The sequence below is a fragment of the Microbispora sp. NPDC088329 genome (genome assembly GCF_040685655.1).
In the GTDB taxonomy this organism is placed as follows: domain Bacteria; phylum Actinomycetota; class Actinomycetes; order Streptosporangiales; family Streptosporangiaceae; genus Microbispora.
Window position 1 is genome coordinate 509970 of the sequence record NZ_JBFBIP010000002.1, and the last position, 19943, is coordinate 529912.

At 71.6% G+C, this 19943-nt stretch carries 16 protein-coding genes and 1 pseudogene; 11 read left to right on the plus strand and 6 right to left on the minus strand.

Features of this window, described 5'->3' with window-relative positions:
- Nucleotides 1-269 precede the first annotated feature (269 nt).
- From AB0O28_RS06780 to AB0O28_RS06790, 3 genes are all read left to right on the plus strand, one after another.
- Nucleotides 270-839 carry a GNAT family protein gene (locus AB0O28_RS06780; RefSeq protein WP_363637060.1) on the plus strand — a complete coding sequence of 190 codons (570 nt, stop codon included), beginning with the start codon at nucleotides 270-272 and terminating at the stop codon, nucleotides 837-839.
- Between the two features lie 72 nt (nucleotides 840-911).
- On the plus strand, nucleotides 912-2639 hold the full coding sequence (locus tag AB0O28_RS06785) for a DEDD exonuclease domain-containing protein (RefSeq protein ID WP_363637062.1): 1728 nt from the start codon (nucleotides 912-914) through the stop codon (nucleotides 2637-2639).
- A gap of 53 nt (nucleotides 2640-2692) precedes the next feature.
- A complete protein-coding gene (locus AB0O28_RS06790) occupies nucleotides 2693-2980 on the plus strand; it encodes an Lrp/AsnC ligand binding domain-containing protein (RefSeq protein WP_363637064.1) in 288 nt (95 codons plus the stop codon).
- A gap of 162 nt (nucleotides 2981-3142) precedes the next feature.
- On the opposite strand, the gene AB0O28_RS06795 is transcribed toward AB0O28_RS06790, so the two are convergent.
- The 3 genes from AB0O28_RS06795 to AB0O28_RS06805 form a co-directional block, all read right to left on the minus strand.
- Complete coding sequence (locus tag AB0O28_RS06795; protein ID WP_363637066.1) at nucleotides 3143-3946, minus strand: histidine kinase; 804 nt, start codon at nucleotides 3944-3946, stop codon at nucleotides 3143-3145.
- Between the two features lie 98 nt (nucleotides 3947-4044).
- On the minus strand, nucleotides 4045-5094 hold the full coding sequence (gene trpD / locus AB0O28_RS06800; RefSeq protein ID WP_363637068.1) for an anthranilate phosphoribosyltransferase: 1050 nt from the start codon (nucleotides 5092-5094) through the stop codon (nucleotides 4045-4047).
- Between the two features lie 299 nt (nucleotides 5095-5393).
- Nucleotides 5394-5789, minus strand: a complete 396-nt coding sequence (locus AB0O28_RS06805; RefSeq protein ID WP_363637070.1) for a hypothetical protein — start codon at nucleotides 5787-5789, stop codon at nucleotides 5394-5396.
- Between the two features lie 162 nt (nucleotides 5790-5951).
- Between AB0O28_RS06805 and AB0O28_RS06810 the strand changes: the two genes are divergently transcribed.
- The 4 genes from AB0O28_RS06810 to AB0O28_RS06825 are packed head-to-tail and all read left to right on the plus strand — an operon-like array spanning nucleotide 5952 to nucleotide 10100.
- Nucleotides 5952-6569 carry a heme-copper oxidase subunit III gene (locus AB0O28_RS06810; RefSeq protein ID WP_327045001.1) on the plus strand — a complete coding sequence of 206 codons (618 nt, stop codon included), beginning with the start codon at nucleotides 5952-5954 and terminating at the stop codon, nucleotides 6567-6569.
- 17 nt (nucleotides 6570-6586) lie between these two features.
- Complete coding sequence (locus tag AB0O28_RS06815) at nucleotides 6587-7396, plus strand: c-type cytochrome (protein WP_363637074.1); 810 nt, start codon at nucleotides 6587-6589, stop codon at nucleotides 7394-7396.
- Nucleotides 7393-8472 carry a Rieske (2Fe-2S) protein gene (locus tag AB0O28_RS06820; RefSeq protein WP_363637076.1) on the plus strand — a complete coding sequence of 360 codons (1080 nt, stop codon included), beginning with the start codon at nucleotides 7393-7395 and terminating at the stop codon, nucleotides 8470-8472. Before AB0O28_RS06815 ends, AB0O28_RS06820 begins: the two co-directional genes overlap by 4 nt.
- Entirely contained in the window at nucleotides 8469-10100 is a 1632-nt protein-coding gene (locus AB0O28_RS06825) for a cytochrome bc complex cytochrome b subunit (RefSeq protein WP_363637078.1), read from the plus strand. The genes AB0O28_RS06820 and AB0O28_RS06825 overlap by 4 nt, the downstream gene beginning before the upstream one ends.
- Before the next feature lie 100 nt (nucleotides 10101-10200).
- Here the strand turns inward: AB0O28_RS06825 and AB0O28_RS06830 are convergent.
- The 3 genes and pseudogenes from AB0O28_RS06830 to AB0O28_RS06840 form a co-directional block, all read right to left on the minus strand.
- Nucleotides 10201-10853 (minus strand): annotated as a pseudogene (locus tag AB0O28_RS06830) (response regulator transcription factor).
- Nucleotides 10850-11326, minus strand: coding sequence for an ATP-binding protein (locus AB0O28_RS06835; RefSeq protein ID WP_363637080.1), 477 nt, complete (start codon nucleotides 11324-11326; stop codon nucleotides 10850-10852). Before AB0O28_RS06835 ends, AB0O28_RS06830 begins: the two are co-directional and overlap by 4 nt.
- Entirely contained in the window at nucleotides 11295-11798 is a 504-nt protein-coding gene (locus AB0O28_RS06840; RefSeq protein WP_363637082.1) for a hypothetical protein, read from the minus strand. The genes AB0O28_RS06835 and AB0O28_RS06840 overlap by 32 nt, the downstream gene beginning before the upstream one ends.
- A 187-nt stretch (nucleotides 11799-11985) precedes the next feature.
- Here AB0O28_RS06840 and AB0O28_RS06845 point away from each other — a divergent pair, with 187 nt between their 5' ends.
- From AB0O28_RS06845 to AB0O28_RS06860, 4 genes are all read left to right on the plus strand, one after another.
- The gene (locus AB0O28_RS06845) at nucleotides 11986-13053 is read left to right on the plus strand and encodes an alpha/beta hydrolase (protein ID WP_363637084.1); all 1068 of its coding nucleotides are present in this window, start codon (nucleotides 11986-11988) and stop codon (nucleotides 13051-13053) included.
- Nucleotides 13046-14257, plus strand: a complete 1212-nt coding sequence (locus AB0O28_RS06850) for an acyltransferase (protein WP_363637086.1) — start codon at nucleotides 13046-13048, stop codon at nucleotides 14255-14257. Before AB0O28_RS06845 ends, AB0O28_RS06850 begins: the two co-directional genes overlap by 8 nt.
- Before the next feature lie 341 nt (nucleotides 14258-14598).
- The gene (locus AB0O28_RS06855) at nucleotides 14599-16815 is read left to right on the plus strand and encodes a hypothetical protein (protein WP_363637088.1); all 2217 of its coding nucleotides are present in this window, start codon (nucleotides 14599-14601) and stop codon (nucleotides 16813-16815) included.
- A gap of 10 nt (nucleotides 16816-16825) precedes the next feature.
- On the plus strand, nucleotides 16826-18589 hold the full coding sequence (locus tag AB0O28_RS06860) for a hypothetical protein (RefSeq protein WP_363637090.1): 1764 nt from the start codon (nucleotides 16826-16828) through the stop codon (nucleotides 18587-18589).
- Nucleotides 18590-19943: the final 1354 nt, after the last annotated feature.

Below are 19943 nucleotides of genomic sequence, written 5' to 3' on the forward strand. Positions count from 1 at the left end.
GAGTGCGAGAACGTCCCGATGCCCGCCGTCCGCGAGGCACGAGGCACGCGGCGCGCCCACCAGGCCGCCCTCACACGGCAAGATCTGCGAGACACTCCCATGTTCCTGTCTTCTTTCAAGGGTACGGCCGTCGCACCGTGTCCACGTCGCGTTCATGATCTGTCACCGCGGCCCGGCGCCCGTACGGACCCGCGCGCCCGGACCGCGGGGCGGGGCACCGGCCGCAAACCCCCTGGCGGGGGCCGGGCTTCGTCCCTACGCTCTGCGGCGTGTACACCCCGCCGTATCCCATCACGACCTCCCGGCTGGTCCTTCGCCCCTTCACCGAGGCCGACCTCGACGATCTCCACGCCTTCCACTCCCTGCCCGAGGTGACCAGGTATCTCTACTGGGACGCCCGTACGCGAGAGGAGACGAAGACCGCCCTCGACCGGAAGATCGCCTGCGCGTCGCCCGGGGAGGACGGCGACGTGCTCAGCGTGGCCGCCGCACTGGGCGACGGAGGGCCCGTGATCGGGGATCTCACGCTGTTCCTGCGTAGCCGCGAGCACCGCCAGGGCGAGATCGGCTTCGTCTTCAACCCGGCCTACCAAGGCCGCGGCCTGGCCACCGAGGCGGCCCGCGAGATCCTGCGGATCGGGTTCGAGGGTCTCGGGCTGCACCGGATCCACGGCAACTGCGACGCGCGCAACACTCCCTCGGCCCGCCTCATGGAGCGGCTCGGCATGCGCCTGGAGGCCCGCCTGGTGGAGAACGAGTTCTTCGCCGGCGCGTGGAGCGACGAGCTGGTCTACGCGATGCTGGCCCGCGAGTGGCGCGCCGGAGCGGCCTCCGCGTAGCTCCTCACCTTGCACTTCCTTTGCCATCGCATGGGGCCGGTACGGCAATTGTCGGTCGGAATCTCTATGGTCATGGGCGTGGATGCGGTACAGGGCACGCTGGACGAGCTCGGAACTCCCCTGCGGGAGGTGACGTTCGTCGTCTTCGACCTGGAGACCACCGGCGGGTCGGCCGCGGAGCACGCCGTCACGGAGATCGGCGCCGTGAAGGTGCGCGGCGGCGAGGTGATCGGCGAGTTCGCCACGCTGGTCGATCCCGGCGGCCCGATCCCGCCGTTCATCTCCGTGCTGACCGGCATCACGGACGCGATGGTCGTGGCCGCGCCGAAGTTCTCCGAGGTGCTGCCGAGCTTCCTGGAGTTCATCGCCGGGGCGGCGCTGGTGGCGCACAACGCGCCGTTCGACATGTCGTTCGTGAAGGCGGCGTGCCAGGTGAACGGCTACCCGCCTCCGGTCAATCCCGTGGTGGACACGGCCGATCTCGCCCGCCGGGTGCTGACCCGCGACGAGACCCCCAACTGCAAGCTCGCCACCCTCGCGCGAGTCTTCCGCAGTTCCACCGAGCCCTGCCACCGGGCGCTGGCCGACGCGAAGGCCACGGTCGACGTGCTGCACGGCCTGATCGCGCGGGTCGGCTCTCTCGGCGTGCACACGCTGGAGGACCTGCGCGGCTTCGTGCGCGCCCCCACCCCGGAGCAGCAGCGCAAACGCCACCTCGCCGACGGGGTGCCCGGCGCGCCCGGCGTCTACATCTTCGAGGACGCCAAGGGCGAGGCGCTCTACATCGGGAAGAGCTCCAACCTGCGCAATCGCGTGCGCAGCTACTTCACGGCGAGCGAGACCCGCTCGCGCATCCGCGAGATGGTCGGCATCGCCGAGCGGGTCAGGACGATCGTCTGCGCCACCGCGCTGGAGGCGGAGATCCGCGAGCTGCGGATGATCGGGACGACCAAGCCGCGATACAACAAGCGGTCCCGCTTCCCCGAGCGTGCGGTATGGCTCAAGCTCACCGAGGAGCCCTTCCCCCGGCTCAGCGTCGTCCGGGAGGTGCGCGACGACGGAGCGGCCTATCTCGGCCCGTTCGGCAGCAGCCGCACGGCCGACGACGCGCGGACGGCCATGCACGAGGCGCTGCCGCTGCGCCAGTGCACCGAACGGCTCTCGGCCCGCGTGCGGAGGCCCGCCTGCGCGCTCGCCGAGATCGGCCGCTGCGGCGCGCCCTGCGAGGGCGGCGAGAGCGAGGAGAGCTACGCCCGTCACGTCCGCCGCGCCCGGCACGCGATGGAGCTCGACGCGGAGGCGGTCTTCTCGGCGATGGAGGCGCGGATGAGCCGCCTGTCGGCCGAGCAGCGCTATGAGGAGGCGGCCGTCGACCGGGACCGGCTCGCGGTCTATGTCAGGACCGCCGCGCGCATGCAGCGCCTGCGTTCGCTGACCGGCATCCCGCAGATGGTCGCCGCCAGTCCCGCATTCGACGGCGGCTGGGACATCCACGTCATCCGGTACGGCAGGCTCGCCGCGGCCGGGGTGATGCCCCGGGGCGCCCATCCCACTCCGTACGTGGACGCCCTGGTCGCCACGGCGGAGACGGTCGCCCCGGGTCCCGGCCCGACCCCGGCCGCGAGCGCCGAGGAGACCGAGTGCGTGCTGCGCTGGCTCGACTCCCCCGGCGTGCGTCTCGTCCAGGTCGACGGCACCTGGAGCCTCCCCGCCTACGGCGCGGGACGACTGATGGAGCGCATCGAGCGCGCCTACCGGCACCAGCGGAGCGACCGCCGTGAGGGCCGGCCGCTGCGGTGACGCTAGTCTCGGGGGCGACAAGCCGAAGCCGCGAGACAGCAGGAGAGACGCGAATGGTCACCGCGATCGTCCACATCAAGGCGGACGTCGACCGGATCCCCGAGGTCGCCGAGGCGATCGCCGAGATCGAGGGCGTCAGCGAGGTGTACTCGATCACCGGCGAGTTCGACCTGCTGGCCATGGTCCGGGTCGGCCGATACGAGCAGGTGGCCGAGGTCGTGCCCGGCCGCGTGAACAAGGTGCCCGGCGTGCGCCACACCGAGACGCACATCGCCTTCCGCACGTACTCCCGCCACGACCTGGAGGCGGCCTTCTCCATCGGCCTCGCCGACGCGGACTGATCCCACCCGGCCAGCCGGAGCGGGCAGCCGGGCAGGCCGGCCAGAGCAGGCCGGGCAGAGCAGGGCAGGCCGGGCAGACAAGGCGGGGCCCGGCCGGGCGAGGGCCGAGCAGTCCGGCCGGACGAAGCACGCGGCGGAAGGGCTCCGTGAGGGCGCGGCGGTTCAGGCGGGGCGCAACAGCCGGACCCGGACCTCGAACCCGCCGGGGAGCGGGTGCGCGGCGACCGCGCCGCCGAACAACGCCGCACGCTCCCAGGTGCCGATGAGCCGGTCGCGGGGCAGGCCGTCGTCGTGGACGACGACCTCCAGGACGGCGGGCAGCCACCGCAGCGTGACCGTCGCCGTACGGGCCATGCCGTACCACAGGGCGTTGCCCAGCGCCTCCTCCACGATGCGATATGCCGACAGTTCAAGGGTGGGGCCGCTCCCCCGGGCGCCGGCCTCCGCGAACGAGACGGCGAGCCCGCTCGCGCGGAAGTCGTCGAGCAGCACGGGCAGATCACCCAGGCACGGCTGGGGGCCGCGGCGCTGCCCGTCCATGCGCAGCAGGCCCATCATCCGGCGCAGGTCGGACAGCACCCGGCGGCCCGACTCCTCGGCCTCGCGGAAGGTCTGCCGCGCCCGTTCCGGGTCCTTGTCCATGATCATGCGGCCCGCTCCCACTCCCAGCGTCATCACGCTGAGATCGTGGGCCACCAGATCGTGCAGTTCCGAGGCGATCCGCAGGCGTTCCCAGACGACGTCGTCCTCATCTGCGGGGTGAACCGTGCGCCCGGGCGCCGCCGTCTCCCCGTCCGCCGCCCGCACCGGCCGGCCGCCCCTGCCGCGTTCCGGTCCCGGGGAGAGCATGCGGGAGCGAACACCGGCGGAGGGCGCACCGCGGAGACCGGCGGCGAGCAGGGTCATCCGGCCGCGGGCCGACGCGGCCCAGCGGCGGATGACGCGAAGGGCGAACACGCGCATCATGGCGGGCACGGTACGGCTCGGGCCGAGCCCGGCACGTCCCCATCACGGCGGACGCCCGATCCCCCCCGCGGTGGAGGCGATTTTGATCAGGAGCGCGGTCAGGCCCTGCCGCCGAGCGCGCGGCTGATCTCGATCCAGCGCTCCAGCGTCTGCGCGGCCCTGCCCGAGTCGACCGCCTCGGCCGCGCGGGCGTACGCCGCGCGCAGGTCGGCGACCAGGTCGTCGCCCGGGCCGTCGTAGGCGACCAGGCCGGCCGCCGCGTTCAGCAGCACCGCGTCGCGTACGGGCCCGGTCTTGCCGCGCAGCAGGTCGCGGACCGCCGCGGCGTTGAACTCGGCGTCGCCGCCACGCAGGTCGCCCGGCTGCGAACGGGGGATGCCGAGGTTGGCCGGATCGATCGTCGTCTGGGTCGCGGTGCCGTCCCGGACGACGAAGACCGTCGACGGGGCCGCGGTGGACAGCTCGTCCAGGCCGTCGTCGCCCCGGAAGACGAGCGCCGACACGCCGCGCTCGGCGAAGACCCCGGCCATGACCGGCAGCATGCGCGCGTCGAACACGCCGATGGCCTGGGCGGCGGGGCGCGCGGGGTTGGCCAGAGGCCCGACGAAGTTGAAGACCGTCGGCACGCCGATCTCCTTGCGCGGCGGGCCGGTGAAGCGCAGCGCGGGGTGGTAGTGGGGCGCGAAGCAGAACGCGATGCCCGCCTCCACCGCGACCCGGGCGGTGGTCTCCGGGGTCAGGTCCAGGGCGACGCCCAGGTGTTCCAGCACGTCCGCCGCTCCGCACAGAGAGGAGGCGGCGCGGTTGCCGTGCTTGACGACCCTCGCTCCGCCGGCGGCCGCGACGATCGCGGCCATCGTCGAGACGTTGACCGTGTGCGCACGGTCGCCGCCGGTGCCGACGATGTCGAGGACCGGCCCCTCCACCGTGAGCGGGGTGGCCAGCTCGAACATGGTGCGGACGAGGCCCGTCACCTCGGCGACGGTCTCGCCCTTCGCCCGCAGGGCGACGGCGAAGGCGGCGATCTGCGCCGGGGTGGCCGCCCCCGACATGATCTCCCCCATGACCCAGGCCGTCTCGTCGGCCGTCAGGTTCTCACCCGCCAGCAGGGCGTTGAGCGTGGAGGGCCAGGTGGTGCGCGTGTCCATGTGGGCTCCGCGGGTTCGATGTCGGGACGGTCGGATCGGAACGGGTCGGAACGGGTCGGGACGGGTCGGGACGGAACGCTCTTCGTTGCGGTGCTGCCGGCTGGGCGTCGGCACGCCCGGGTGATGCCTGTGCGCCATTGAGCCGTGGGGCCCGTCGAGCCGTGGGGCCCGCCGGGCTGAGGCGCCACGGCACGCCGGGTCGCACCGCAGGCGATCCCCGGCGCCCGTGGTGGGATGCGCCGCGCTCGGTGGAGCCGTTTCAGAGGCCCCCCTCGTGGGCCCCTCTCAGCGGGCTCCTCTTATTGGGCCCGGGTGACGCTGAGGCGGCGCCGCATCAGGTCGGCCACGGCCTCGGCGAGGACGACGGGGTCGATGGGCTGCGCGACGACGCCGTCGGCACGGGACCAATTGGCCAGCCAGCGGTCGTCCCTGCGGGCGATGAGCACCAGGATCGGCGGGCAGTTGTGCACCTCGTCCTTGGCCTGCCGGCAGATTCCCATGCCGCCGGCGGGCTGCGCCTCGCCGTCGAGGACGGCCACGTCGATGTCGCCGGAGTCGAGGTGCTTGATCACGGCCGGCTGGGTCGCGCACTCGACGATCTCGACGAGGGGCACGTCTGCGGCGGGGCGCCGCCCGATGGCCAGCCGCACCTTCTCCCGGGTGCCTGCGTCGTCGCTGTAGACGAGAACCCTCATTTCACGCTCACTGTCGAATCGCGGGGTATGGTCATCGTGATGCTACCGGCGCGGCTGCAGGGCTCGCAGCCCCGGGGCGATTGCCGTGACATGCCCGTTTCGTAGGCGCGTGTGGACCCTAGCGGGGGGTCGTGGGGCGACCCGACCTGGGGAGCCGCAATAATGCTGGGCGTGGCGACAGCATCCGCAATTACTACGACGACGAGACCGCACGGGTCCAGCCGGCCGAACCTGGTTCAGGTCGGGACCATCGTGTGGCTGTCCTCTGAGCTCATGTTCTTCGCGGCGCTGTTCGCGATGTACTTCACCATCCGGTCGGTCAGCCTCGGACAGGGCACCCACTGGCCCGAGGCGCACCTCGAAGTCCCGTTCGCGACCTTCAACACGACCGTTCTGGTCCTGTCGAGTGTCACGTGCCAGCTGGGCGTGTGGGCCGTGGAGCGAGGCCAGGTCAAGAAGCTGCGATTCTGGTATGTCGTAAGCTTCCTGATGGGCGCCTTCTTCGTGGGCGGACAGCTCTACGAGTACGGGAACCTGGCGCGCGAGGGCCACGTCCTCTCGCACTCCCCGTACGACTCGGTGTTCTTCCTGACCACGGGCTTCCATGGCTTGCACGTGACGGGTGGTCTGATCGCGTTCCTGTTCATCCTGGGACGCACGTACGCCGCGAAGCGCTTGACGTATGAGCAGCAGACCAGCGCGATCGTCGTGTCCTACTACTGGCACTTCGTCGACGTGGTCTGGATCGGCCTTTTCGCGACCATCTACATCATCAAATGATCGGAACGGGGATTTCGGTGAACTCCATCACCGCCCGACGGCGCCATCCCCTCGCGCGAGTCGCCGTCGTGGCGCTCGCGCTGGGCCTGCTCGGCGGCGGCTACGCGCTCGCGGCGCCGAACGGCAGCACCGCGGACGCCGCGATCGCGTCCGGCAAGGCCGACGACGTGGCGCAGGGCAAGAGCCTCTTCGTGGCGCACTGCGCGAGCTGCCACGGCATGAACGCCGAGGGCACGAAGAAGGCTCCGACGCTCATCGGCGTCGGAGCCGCCGCCGTGAACTTCCAGGTCAGCAGCGGTCGTATGCCGGCTGCCGACGCGGGTCCCCAGGCTCCGCGCAAGCCGCTCCCCGAGTGGGCGGACGAGCAGGCCATCGACCAGCTCGCGGCGTACGTCCAGTCGCTGGGCGGCGGCCCGACGGTGCCCAGCGCCGAGCAGGTCGACCCGGCCAAGGGTGACCCCGCCAAGGGCGGCGAGCTCTTCCGCGCCAACTGCATCCAGTGCCACAACTTCACTGGTTCGGGCGGCGCGCTGACCTACGGCAAGTACGCGCCGCCGCTGAACCCGGCGACGCCGACGCAGATCTACGAGGCGATGGCCACCGGCCCGCAGGCGATGCCGGTGTTCAACGACTCGACGATCACGCCGGAGCAGAAGCGCGACATGATCGCGTACATCACCCACGTGCGGTCGCAGGTCGACCCGGGCGGCTCGGGTCTGGGCCGGATCGGCCCCGTCACCGAGGGCCTTGTAGCGTGGGTCGTGGGTCTCAGCCTCCTGATCCTGGCCTCCATCTGGATCACAGCGAAGAAGCGACGGGCGGCATGACAGAGCACAACGAGTACCCCGAGAGCGGCCGGGTGCGCGAGCGCGTCCTCGGCACGCCGCCCGCGGACGCGCCGATCATCGACACCGATCCGATCCGCGCGCCCGAGGGCGTTCCCGGCGTGATCCCGCAGGACCCCGTCAAGGCCCGTAAGGCCGAGCGCCTCGTCTCGCTGCTGTTCCTGGTCACCTTCCTGGCCGGCGCCGGGTTCATCGCGTCGTACGTGATGTTCCAGGTCGGCACGATCGGCAAGACGGCCACGTCGAACTACGCGCTCGGCGGCACCCTGGCCCTGGCCCTGCTCGCGCTGGCCGCGGGCCTCACGGTCTGGGTGCGGCAGGTCATGCCGAAGTACAACCTCGTCCAGGAGCGCCACGAGATGCGCTCCGACGACGGCACGCGTGAGTACGTCAAGGAGACCTTCCTCCAGGGAGCCGACGAGAGCGGGTTCGTCAAGCACAGGCTGCTGCGCCGCACGCTGCTGCTCGCCGCCGCTCCGCTGGGCCTGGCCCCGCTGGTGCTGCTGAAGGACCTCGGCCCGCTTCCCGGGACCTCGCTCAGGCACACCGTCTGGGGCGAGCCCACCAAGAACGGCAAGCCGCGCCGCCTCGTGGTCGAGGGCACCGGCCAGCCGATCCGCGCCGCCGACTTCAACTCTCCCGGCGGCATCCTCTCCGTGGTCCCCGAGGGCTACGAGGAGGACCTGAACGCGCTGGCCAAGGCGACGCTGATCCTGCTCAAGTTCCGCCCGGAGGAGATCAAGTCCGGCACGAACAAGAACTGGACGCACGACGGCATCGTCGCCTACTCCAAGATCTGCACCCATGTGGGCTGCCCGGCGGCGCTCTACGAGCAGACGACCCACCACATCCTCTGCCCGTGCCACCAGTCGACCTTCGACGCGGCGGACGGAGCGAGGGTCGTCTTCGGCCCCGCCGCCCGGCCGCTGCCGCAGCTCCCCATCGGAATCGACGAGGAGGGCTACCTCGTCGCGAAGTCCGACTTCAAGGTCCCCGTCGGTCCCAGCTTCTGGGAGCGTGGCGACGCTGAAGCCGAAGCTAGGGAGAACGCATCATGAACGCTCCCCCGAAGGCCATCGCAGGCGTCTCGACGTTCGTCGACGACCGCATCGGTGCGGGGAACTTCCTCAAGCGCAACCTGAGGAAGGTCTTCCCCGACCACTGGTCGTTCCTCCTGGGGGAGATCGCGCTCTACTCGTTCATCATTCTGCTGCTGACCGGTACGTTCCTGACGTTCTGGTTCAAGCCGAGCATGGGCGAGGTCGTGTACACGGGCAACTACGCCCCGCTCTACGGCGTGAAGATGTCGGAGGCCTACGCCTCGGCGCTGCACATCAGCTTCGACGTCCGCGGCGGTCTGCTGATGCGGCAGATCCACCACTGGGCGGCGCTGCTGTTCGTGGGCGGCATGACGGTTCACATGCTCCGGATCTTCTTCACCGGCGCGTACCGCAAGCCGCGCGAGCTCAACTGGATCATCGGCATCCTCCTGCTCTCGCTGGCGCTTCTCGAGGGCCTCACCGGATACTCCCTCCCCGACGATCTGCTCTCCGGTGCGGGTCTGCGGATCACCCAGGGCGTCGCCCAGTCGATCCCGATCGTGGGCACCTACGTCTCGTTCTTCCTGTTCGGCGGCGAGTATCCGGGCCATGACGTCATCTCGCGGTTCTACTCGATCCACATCCTGCTGATCCCGGGTATCCTGCTCGCGCTCGTCTCGGCGCACATGATCCTCATGTGGGTGCAGAAGCACACGCAGATGCCGGGCAAGAACAGGACCGACAAGAACGTGGTGGGCGCCCCGTTCTACCCGGCCTTCATGATCAAGTCGGGCGCGTTCTTCCTGTTCACGTTCGGCGTCATCGCGCTGCTCGGCACGTTCGCCCAGATCAACCCGATCTGGTTGTTCGGGCCGTACACTCCGGCGGACATCTCGGCCGGCTCCCAGCCCGACTGGTACATGGGCTTCCTGGAGGGCGCGCTCCGTCTCATGCCGTCGTGGGAGATCAACTTCCTCGGCCACACGGTGACGCTGAGCGTGCTGATCCCGGCGCTGGTGCCACTGGGCCTCGTCATGACGGGCCTGGCGCTGTATCCGTTCCTGGAGCAGTGGGTCACGGGCGACCGCCGCGAGCACCACGTCGCCGACCGGCCGCGCAACAACCCGCACCGCACCTCGATCGGCATCGCGGGCATGACGTTCTACGGCATCCTGTGGCTGCTGGGCGCCAACGACGAGATCTCGGCGAACTTCCACCTCGACCTGTACACGACGACCTGGTTCGGGCGGATCGCCATCTTCGTCGGCCCGGCCATCGCGTACTGGATCACCTACCGGGTCTGCATCGGCCTCCAGCGCAAGGACGCCGAGGTGCTGTCCCACGGGGTGGAGTCCGGCGTCATCAAGCGGCTGCCGAACGGCCAGTACATCGAGGTCCACACGCCGGCGGCGGAGGACATCGCCGAGCACATCCGCGGCAAGAAGGAGATCCCGGTTCTCGAGAGCGCCGAGGACGGCGAGGGCATCCCGCCCAAGGGCGCCCGCAGCCCGCTCGGCCGGCTCCGCGCCAAGATGAGCCAGGCGTACGGGACCGACCATGTCCCGCTGACCGACGGCCACCACGAGGAGGGCCACGAGGAGGAGCACGCGGGCGTCGGCGCCGGCGACCGCAAGGAGCTCCACTGACGAGCGCCTGACCGACCGGCACGAAACGGCCCGGCAGGGGGAACCACTCCCCCGCCGGGCCGTTGTGTTTCCCGATCGGTGTTTCCCTGTCAGGGTTTCCCTATTGAGGGGTCGGTGACACGAGGCCCGCCTCGTAGATGATGACGAGCCGCACGCGGTCGCGGGCGTCGAGCTTGGCGAGCAGCCGCGTCACGTACGTCTTGACGGTGGCGGTGCTGATGAACAGCTCCGTGGCGATCTCCGCGTTGGACATGCCACGCCCGACGAGGGTCAGCACCTCCGCCTCCCGCTCGGTGAGCCCGGCGACCCGGCGGGGCCGTGATTCGGGCGCGATCCTGCCGGCGAACCGCTCGATCAGCCGGCGGGTGACGCGCGGGGCGATCAGGGCGTCGCCCGCGGCGACCACCCGGACGGCGGCGAGGATGTCGTCCAGGGCCAGTCCTTGACGAGGAACCCGGACGCGCCGACGCGCAGCGCGCCGTAGACGTACTCGTCGTCGTCGAAGGTCGTCAGCACGAGGACCCGGGCACCGCTGCCTTCGGTGATCAGCCGGGTGGCCTCGATGCCGTCCATGCCGGGCATGCGGATGTCCATGACCACCACGTCGGGCCGGAGGTCCTCGGTCATCCGCACCGCCTCCGCGCCGGTGCCCGCCTCTCCGGCGAGGTCGAGGCCGGGCGCGTCGGCGATGACCATCTGCAGGGCGGCGCGAACCAGGGGCTGGTCGTCGGCGAGCAGCACGCGGACGGTCATCGGACTCTCGCGGGCACGGGCAGCCGGGCCTCGACGCGGAAGCCTCCCTCGGGACGCGGCCCGGCGGCGAAGGTCCCGTGCAGGACGCCCACCCGCTCGCGCATTCCGATCAGGCCGTAGCCGTTTCCGGCATCACCGCCGCGCCCGTCGTCGAGCACCTCGATGCGCACCTCGTCGTCCCGGTAGTCGACCGACACCCGGCAGGATGCCGTGCCGGCGTGACGCACCACGTTGGTGACGGCCTCCTGGATGATCCGATAGGCCGAAACGTCGATCTCGGACGGGAGCGGACGCGGCTCCCCTGCCCGGCGTACGTCGACCCGTACGCCCGCCTCTGTGGTCGTGGCGGCCAGCCGGTCGACGTCGGCGAGGCCGAGCCCCGGCTCCGGATGCGCCCGTTCCAGGGGCGCCGGGTCCGGATGCGCCCGGTCCCGGCGCTCCTCATGCGGACGCGCCGGCCTCGACGTGCTCACGAGACTCACGCACCGACGTGCCGAGCAGCCAGGCGATGACGGTCGTCAGAGCCACGGCGGTCTCGGACGACGCCGAGATCGGCCACCCGCACAGCAGCCGCACCCCCAGGTAGCCGCCCAGCGCGGCGAGGGCCACGAGAACGGCGACGACGCCGGTCGCGCGAGGCCGTCCGGTGGCGATGAAGAACACCGCGACCTCGGCCGCGAGAAACTGGGGCAGCGGAATCTCCGCCACGCCCAGGGGCATCGTCCCGAGGACGGACGCGGCGATCAGCAGGACCAGAGCCGGCAGCGGTCTGCGGCGCAGCAGAGCGCCCCCGGCCAGCGCGAGTGCGGTGGCCGTCGCCGTGGAGACGAGGCCCTCCCACCGGAAGAACTGTGCCCCGGGGCGCGCGGCGGGATACCACTCTCCGGGCAGCCGCATCCGCATCAGGAACGTGAACGCCGTTCCCCCGCACCAGGCGAGGACCACTCAGGCCCCGGGAGGCAGCCGCTTCAGAAAGGGACTCGGGGGTGTGACCTGCATGATCAGAGCGTAACCGGATGTCCCTTTTGCGGCATCCGACCAGGGGTCTACGTCCGTGGTCGACCGCTTGCCGCGGCGAATGTCCCTCGCGGTCCGATGTGCTCGGGACCCGCCACACGGCAGCGTGAACCGGGTGATCGACACCGCACAGCCGCCGGAGGCCCACGATCGGCCGTCGGCGCCGCTCCCCCTCCCCCACGGAGGCACGGGCGCACGCCGCGTCCCGCCCGCGCGCCTCCGCCCCGGCCCGATCCGGAACCGCCTGCGCCGGATGCTGCTCACCGCGCTCTTCGCCGCCGCGCTCGCCGTTCCGGTGACCGGAGCGGCCCGGCCCGAAGCGGTCCCCGCGCCCGTCCCGCCGCCTCTGCCCCCGCTGCGGGCCGCGACCACCGCGAGCCTTGCCGAGCGATACGCCGCCACCCGCCGTGCCGTCGAGGCGGCGGCGTGGACCGCCGCGGCGACCGGCCGGCAATGGCGGGCAGCGATGGTGCGGGCGATGGCGGACCCCGCGCGGCACTTCCTGTCCTTCGACGGCCGCGACGGCGGCCGGGCCGTGGAGGTGTTCGGCGATCTGGCCGCCGCCCGCCGGATCGCGGTCGTCGTCCCCGGCTCGGGCACCGGTCTCGACACGTACGGGCTCCTGCGCGGTGGTTCGATGAGGCTGCAGCGGGCGATCGGCGACGGGGGCGCCGTGGTCGCCTGGCTCGGATACCGGACCCCGAGCACCGTGAGCCTCCAGGCGCTGACTCCCGGCCGTGCGGACGAGGCCGTCCCCGCCCTGCGCGCCTTCGTCCGCGACCTTGCCCGGCTCAAGCCCGCCGCCCGCATAAGCCTGTTGTGTCACTCGTACGGCGGCGTGCTGTGCGGCCGGGCCGCGCCCGGGCTGGCCGTCGCGGACATCATCCTGTACGGCAGCCCCGGCGCGGGCGTGGACGACGCGGCGGCGCTGCGCACCCGGGCCGCCGTGTGGGCGGCCCGCGGCACCGGGGACTGGGTGGGTCACCTGCCGCACGCGACGGTGCGCCTGCCTTTCGGCACGATCGGGCTCGGGGAGGACCCCATGTCACCCCGGTTCGGGGCGCGGATCTTCGCCGCGGGCGACGGCGGTCACAGCGACTATCTGAGGGACGGATCCCCCGCGCTGGCGAACATCGCCCTGATCGTCTCCGGACGCACCCCCGCCGGGGTGAGCCGTGATTGACGACGTCGTCAGGCGCGCCGACGCGGCGGCACCGGCCCGGCGCGGCCGCGCCGCAGAGACACCCCGCGACCGCGCCGCAAAGACACCCGACCGCCCCTCGGAGACACCCCGCGACCGCGCCGTAGAGACATCGCGCGACCGTGCCGTCGACGCCCTTCGCGCCGTGGCCATCCTCGGTGTGGTGCTCGGCCACTGGCTGGTGACCGCCGTGGTCGCCGACGGCGGCGCCCTCCGCGTCACCAGCCCGCTGAAGTATCTGCCGCAGCTCACGCCCGTCTCCTGGCTGCTTCAGACCATGGCGGTCTTCTTCTTCGTCGGCGGCCGGGTGGCCGTGGAGAGCCGCGGCCGTGCCCGGGACCGGGGCGCCGGCCACGGGCGGTGGGCCACCGCCCGGATGGCCCGCCTGTTCCGCCCGGTCGCGCCCCTGCTGGGGGTGTGGACCACGGCCGCGGTGGCGATGCTCGCGGGGGGCGCCGACCCGGGGACCGTCTACGCGCTGGTCAAACTGGCGTGGTCGCCGATGTGGTTCCTGCTGGTCTTCGCGGCGCTGACGGCGGCGACCCCGCTCGCCGCCCGGCTGCATCCGGTGTGGCCGCTCGCCGCCGTCGCGGCCGCCGACCTCGTGCGGTTCGGCCTGGACGGCCCGTCCTGGATCGGCTGGATCAACCTGGGGACCGGCTGGCTGGTGCCGTACTGTCTGGGCGCCCGCTGGGCGTCCGGGCGGCTGGACGGCCGGATGACCGGCTGGGCCCTGCTGCTCGGCGGGGCGGCCGCCACCGCCGCCCTCGTCCTGTGGGCCGGCTATCCGGCGTCCATGGTCGGGGTGCCGGGCGCCCCGGTCTCCAACCAGGCCCCGCCCACACTGGCGGCCGTCACGTTCGGGCTGGCGCAGTGCGGAGCGGCCCTCGTGCTGTCCGGGCCGCTGCGGCGGCTCCTGCGCCGCCCCGCCGCCTGGGCGCTCGTGGCGGCGGCCAACCTCACCGCGATGACGATTTTCCTGTGGCACCAGACCGCGATGATCGCCGTCACGGTGACGGCCCTGCGGCTCGCGGACCGGGCGCTGCCCGGCCTGCACACCACCCCCGCCGATCCCGGGTGGGTGGCCGCCCGCCTGGCGTGGCTGCCGATGTTCGCGATGGCCCTGACGGGGTGCCTGGCGGCCTTCCATCGCCGCGAAAGGCCCGCCGTACGCCCCGAAGGATGAAGAGCGATCAGGGGGCGCAGGCGGCCGTGCTTGAGCCGGGCGGCCGTCCGGTGGCGATGAGCCGGGGATCGATGCGCCGGCTCTGGACGCCGGTGTTGACGGGGCCGGGCGTCAAATATTGATCAAGCCCCATGTCGCCAGGCGTTGCGGGGCCGCTGATACGAGGGCCGATCTGGTGAGCTTGTGAGCCACGGCGGAGGAGTGCTGGGCGTACAGGCGCGCGTTTCGCGCCCGCCCGTGCATCGTCTTGTCCGCGCATTCCGCCCAGGATCTCGGATGACCCGATGTGGGTGGTCCAGGTCTGCCCGCCCAGGGATCACGTCGCTTCCGGAGGGTTTGCTATGGGCGTCGCGCTGGAGGCCGCTCCGTATGTGGACACCGGGAAGGTGGACCACCCGCCGTCCGCGTCGCGGGTGGCGTCCGCGCCTTTCCTGCTGCTGGTCGCGGTGGGCGCCGGGCTGTCGGCGGTGTCCGTGCCCATGCTGGCCACGATGGTGTTTCCCGGTTTCGGCGCCGCACCGATGGTGTGGTGTGCGTGTCTCCTGTTCGTGCAGGCCATGGTCTGCGTGGGCTGTTGCTGTGCACACGTCGCGCATCGGCTGCTCGGTGTGCGCGCGCAGGTGTGCGTCCTGGCGGCGCTACTGATCATTTCCGCGGTGACGCTGCCCTTCGCCGTACCGGCGTGGTCGGAGCCGCGGGGACCCGCACCGGTGCTCTGGCTGCTCCTTGTCCTGACCGCGGTCGCCGGTGCCCCGCTGTCGTCCGTCGGCATGGCCGGGTCGCTCGTCGTCGGCTGGCACCGAGGAACGAGCCGCGGGACGGGCCCGGTCGGGGGCGTGCGCCTGTGTGTCGCCGGTGCCACCGGTGGAGTGCTGACGCTGATGGCGTATCCGTTCGTCATCGAATCCATCGCGGACCCGGCCGGCCAGGCGGGATGGTGGAGCGCGGGGTACGCGGTTTTCGCCGTTCTGACGCTCGTGTGTGGGTGGGTCGCCGGATTCCGCATGCCCGGATGCCGGCTTTCACCGAGTGCACCGAGTGCGCGGCGGGTGTCATCGGGGCGGCGGGCGCGCCGGCTTTTCCTGGCGTTCGTGCCCTCGGCCCTTGTGCCGGCCGCCATCGGCGATGTCCAGGCGGGGTCCGCGCCGGCCTTCACGGCGGGCTTGGTCCTGTTCGCGGCCGGGATGGCCGCCATGGCCGCCGCGATCCCGATCAGCAGGGCGCGCGTAGTGGAGCGGTGCCTGACGGCGGCGGCCGTCTGCTCGATGGTGTTGCCGTGGACGATGTATGTGGCGGGGTGGCGTGCGCCGTTCGCAGCCCTTCCGCTGACCGTGGCCGTGGTGGGCCTGAGCGGTCTGGTGTGCTACGCGCTACTGGCTGGTGATCTGCGCGACCCCTCCCACCTCAGTGAATTTCTGCTGGTCGTCTCGCTGGGAGGCGCACTCGGCGCGGCGTTCGCCGTGGTGGCCGGGCCGATGGTCTTCGGCTGTGACGCCGCGCTGCCCGTCGCCGTCACCGCCCTGGCGGTCCTGCCTCTGCTCGGCGACCGGCGGGCGGACCTCGGCGTGCCCGTGCGGTGGCCGGGGGGCACGGCGCTGGTCAAAGCGGTGGTGATGGGCGGGCCACTGGTCGCCGTGGGGGTCTACCTCACCCTCGGCGAGGCATGGCTCGTCGTCGTGGTCATGATGGGATGCCTGCCGTGGTGCGTTCTGGCGGTCCGGCGCCCGCAGGTGATGGCGACGGGCGCCGCGCTGACCACAGCCGTCCTGCTGTGGTACCAGATCCCGGATGACGCCGTACGGGAACGGACCCTGTTCGGCGCCTACCAGGTCCATCCCGACAACGGGTGGCGGGTGCTGTCCGATGGCAGGACATTGCACGGCTACCAGTACCCCTCGGGTCCGCAGCGGACGATGCCCGTGTCGTACTACGGCCGGCCCGGGCCCCTGGGAGACCTGTTCACCGCCTACGGAGACCACAGCGCCCGCCTTGCCGTCGTGGGTCTGGGCACGGGGGTGGTCGCCGCGTACGGCCGCCCGGGACAGCGCATGGACTTCTATGAAGCCGACCCGGCGCAGATGGACATCGCCACCGAGCGTTTCACTTACCTGACCGACAGTTCCGCCGCGATCACGTTGATCGGCGGGGACCCGCGACGCCGGCTCGCACAGAGGCCCGCCGGCACCTACGGCATGGTCGTCGTGGACGCGTTCACCACCGCCACTCCGCCCCTTCACCTGCTGACACGGCAGGCGCTCGAGACCTTCGCCCGCGCGCTGAAGCCCGGCGGCGTGCTGGCCTTCCACCTCACCAACCCGCACGTGGATCTCGTGCCGTCGCTGGAGGCCACCGCCCGTGCGACCGGCCTGACCACGCTCGTCGGGTACGGCCAGGCCGACGCCGGCCGTGTCTACCAGGCCTCGGCATGGGTGGCCGCCGCCCGTGGCGCGGCCGATCTGACCGCGCTCGCCGCCGGGACCGGACGCTGGCAGGCGCCTGCCACCGACGGGTCCGTACGGACCGACGCCCACCCCGGACTGTTCACCTCGTCCAGATAGGCCTCACCCGATGCGTACAGACGAAATCACCTCCGCGAGGCGCGCGTCCGACCGGCGTGACCCGGGCACGGGCCCGGGCCCGGACGGGGTCGCACGGGTGCCGAACCGGGTCTGGTCAGCGCTGATGCTCGCAGGCTGGGCCGGTCAGGTCGCCGTCCGGGTGTGGAGCACCTGGCGCCAGGCGATGCCCAGTCTCACTCCCGACGAGGCCGGCTACCTGATCGGTGCCCGCGTCCTGGCGGGGGGAACGAGTGCCGACCTGTCGGGGAACGGGCTCTACCGGGCGGGCTACTCGCTGCTCATCTCCCCCGTCTACTGGCTCACCGACGACCCGCACCTGGTCTACCGGCTGGTCGTCCTGCTCAACTGCCTCATCAGCTCGGCCGTCTTTCCTTTGGCCTATGCCTTGTTGCGCCGCCTGTCGCTGCCGCGCCCGGCGGCCGGCGCCCTCGCCTTCGCCTGTGCGCTGCTTCCCGCCGTGGTGTACTACGTCCAGTTCGCGATGGCAGACGCCGTCCTGCCGGTCGTCGTCCTCGGATGGCTGCTGCTGACGCACCGATGGATCAGCGACGGGCGGCTGCAATACGGCATCGCGGCCGGCGCCCTGGCGTCGTACGCCTACGCGGTCCACTCCCGCGGGACCGTCATCCTGCTGGTCCACGCCGGGCTGCTCGGCGTCGTCCTGCTGCGCCGTGGCGCCAGCAGGCGCGATGTAGCCGTCGCCGCCCAGGTCATGGCCACCACGGCGGCCCTGGCCTGGGCGGTCAATCACTGGCTCCAGTCGCGGGTGTATCCCGGTGGGATCCTGTCGATGTCGGATTACCTCGTCGACCGGCTCACCAGCGTCGACGGGCTCGTCTGGACGTTGTCCCTGACCGCCGGCCAAGTCTGGTACCTGATCACCGCCACCTGGGGGCTCGCCGGTCTCGGCCTGCTCGCCCTCACCTCGACGGTGATCAGCCGCACCACACCGCCGGCGATACGGACGATGGCCGCGATCGTGCTCGCCGTCGTGCTCGGCGTCGCGCTGGGCAGTTCGGCCGCGCTGCCGGACGAGCACAGCGTCAACAACTTCTTCTACGGCCGCTATCTCGCCTGCGTGGCACCGGTGCTGTTCGCCATCGGGGCCGCCGTTCTCCACCTGCGCCGCACCAGGCTGCCGCGGGCGTTCGCCGCCACCGCCGCGGGCGCGGTGCTCTGCGGAGGCATCGCCTCCCTGTACGCCGGGGAGCGCCTCACCGCCTACCCGTACCTGAAGTTCAACTTCCCGGAGATATCCGCCCTGACCAGGCAGTGGTCCTCCCTGCACGTGGGACAGGCCACGGCCGGCGCGATCCTGCTGCTGGCTCTGGTCATCGCGATCGCGGCCACAACAGGCCGGGAAAGCACGATCCTCGCCGCGACCGCCCTCGCTTTCCTCAATTCGGCCGCCGTCATCGTCGTCACACTGAATATCTCCTGGCCCATGGCCGCGAGTACTCGCGCCGCCGCCGACCTGACCGACGCGGGAATATCCCGCGACGACAGGATCGCGATCGACCGAAATGGTGTCAATTTCCGGATCTGGATGCTCCACGCATTTCAGGCACCCTGGCACCCGATCACACCAATGCGTCCCACCGATCCCGCATCACTTCCCTCCGAGACCACCCTGGTCATCGTGCCCAGAGGTCCGGGTGCCTCCGAAAGGTCGAGCTGGCCGGCCGCCCCAGCCACCTGGCATCCGGTGCTGGCACGCGACAGTTGGGCCGCCTGGCGCCCCGCTTCGCAATGAAGGGCAAGCCGACGGCGGACACCTGACCGGTCCGGAGCGGAAACAACCGGAATCGGGCCGTAGGACGATGGGCAATAGTCCGATTTGATCGGCCTGTCGCGACACAAAACACCGCTTTTCTGGCCAATCCTATTTTGCCCAAGCACGACCCGTGCCGCCAATTCCCCTCTCTCCTTTCCGGGTACGCATGCACTACTCCTGGGATACGTGAGACCAAAAGTCCGATCGGCCGTTTTTCGAGGGAAACGAGCGTGACTCGCGTGAACAAGCTGGCTACCTTCGCCAGCCGATACCCATGGGCCTTGGGCATGGCAACGGTGCTGGTCAGCGGCCTCGCCCTGGCATCGGTGCACCGTTCGTCCGGCAACTCCGGCCATGCGGCGGCCGGCCTCACGGCTACCGGCCTCTCTGGCCGCTGGTCCCTCTGCGCGTCCCATCCGAGCGACTGCGAGTTGCGGACCCGCCTGGGAGGACCGAAAGGCCGCCACAAGGATCCGCGCGGCAGCCGGACCGGTAGAAGGACCAAGCTGCCCAGGAATGCCCTCGGCGAATCCCATCGACTCGAGCACACCCAGCGCGGGCATCGCAACGAGGGGACCTCGCGACGCCGTCAGGCCGATCGGCGAATCCCAGTACTCGACCTGAGGACCGAGGGGAGAAAAGAGACCAGGGTAATCGCGCCGAAGCGCTGGTTCCCGGACTTCATCAACTCCTCGGGTCCCTTCTGGTACTTCACTCCGGGTGGGCCAGGCTTCGTGACGCCCGGCCTCGCGGGAACAACCGGCGGCCCGCGACCTATCGGACCAGCTGGCGCTACCGGCATACCCTGGCTCGCCCGACCTGTAGACGCAGCGGACCCGCCCGGACCAGCAGGACTGACGGGCGACCTCGGGCCGGCCGGCGCCACCGGGCCGACCGGGCCCGCCGGACCGGCCGGGCCGACGGGCGTCACTGGCGCGGCCGGACCCACGGGCGATACCGGACCCGCCGGACCAACAGGACCAACCGGCGCGACCGGAGCCACCGGACCCACCGGGCTCACCGGACCCACCGGATCAAGCGGACCCACGGGCGATACCGGACCCGCCGGACCGACAGGAGCCACCGGCGCAACCGGACCTATGGGCGACACGGGAGCCACCGGACCCACCGGAGCAACCGGACCAACCGGGCCGACGGGCCCCACGGGCGCAACCGGAGCCACGGGCGCGACCGGACCTACTGGACCCACCGGAGCCACCGGCGCGACCGGACCTACGGGCGACACGGGAGCCACCGGACCGACGGGCGCAACCGGAGCCACCGGACCAACCGGGCCGACGGGCCCCACGGGCGCGGTCGGACCCACGGGCGA

Excerpts from the sequence above, each read along its gene's own strand:
- AB0O28_RS06785 (WP_363637062.1), top strand. The coding sequence starts at position 912 with ATGGGCGTGGATGCGGTACAGGGCACGCTGGACGAGCTCGGAACTCCC.
- AB0O28_RS06790 (WP_363637064.1), top strand. The coding sequence starts at position 2,693 with ATGGTCACCGCGATCGTCCACATCAAGGCGGACGTCGACCGGATCCCC.
- AB0O28_RS06795 (WP_363637066.1), bottom strand. The coding sequence starts at position 3,946 with ATGATGCGCGTGTTCGCCCTTCGCGTCATCCGCCGCTGGGCCGCGTCG.
- trpD (WP_363637068.1), bottom strand. The coding sequence starts at position 5,094 with ATGGACACGCGCACCACCTGGCCCTCCACGCTCAACGCCCTGCTGGCG.
- AB0O28_RS06805 (WP_363637070.1), bottom strand. The coding sequence starts at position 5,789 with ATGAGGGTTCTCGTCTACAGCGACGACGCAGGCACCCGGGAGAAGGTG.
- AB0O28_RS06810 (WP_327045001.1), top strand. The coding sequence starts at position 5,952 with ATGCTGGGCGTGGCGACAGCATCCGCAATTACTACGACGACGAGACCG.
- AB0O28_RS06820 (WP_363637076.1), top strand. The coding sequence starts at position 7,393 with ATGACAGAGCACAACGAGTACCCCGAGAGCGGCCGGGTGCGCGAGCGC.
- AB0O28_RS06825 (WP_363637078.1), top strand. The coding sequence starts at position 8,469 with ATGAACGCTCCCCCGAAGGCCATCGCAGGCGTCTCGACGTTCGTCGAC.
- AB0O28_RS06855 (WP_363637088.1), top strand. The coding sequence starts at position 14,599 with ATGGGCGTCGCGCTGGAGGCCGCTCCGTATGTGGACACCGGGAAGGTG.
- AB0O28_RS06860 (WP_363637090.1), top strand. The coding sequence starts at position 16,826 with ATGCGTACAGACGAAATCACCTCCGCGAGGCGCGCGTCCGACCGGCGT.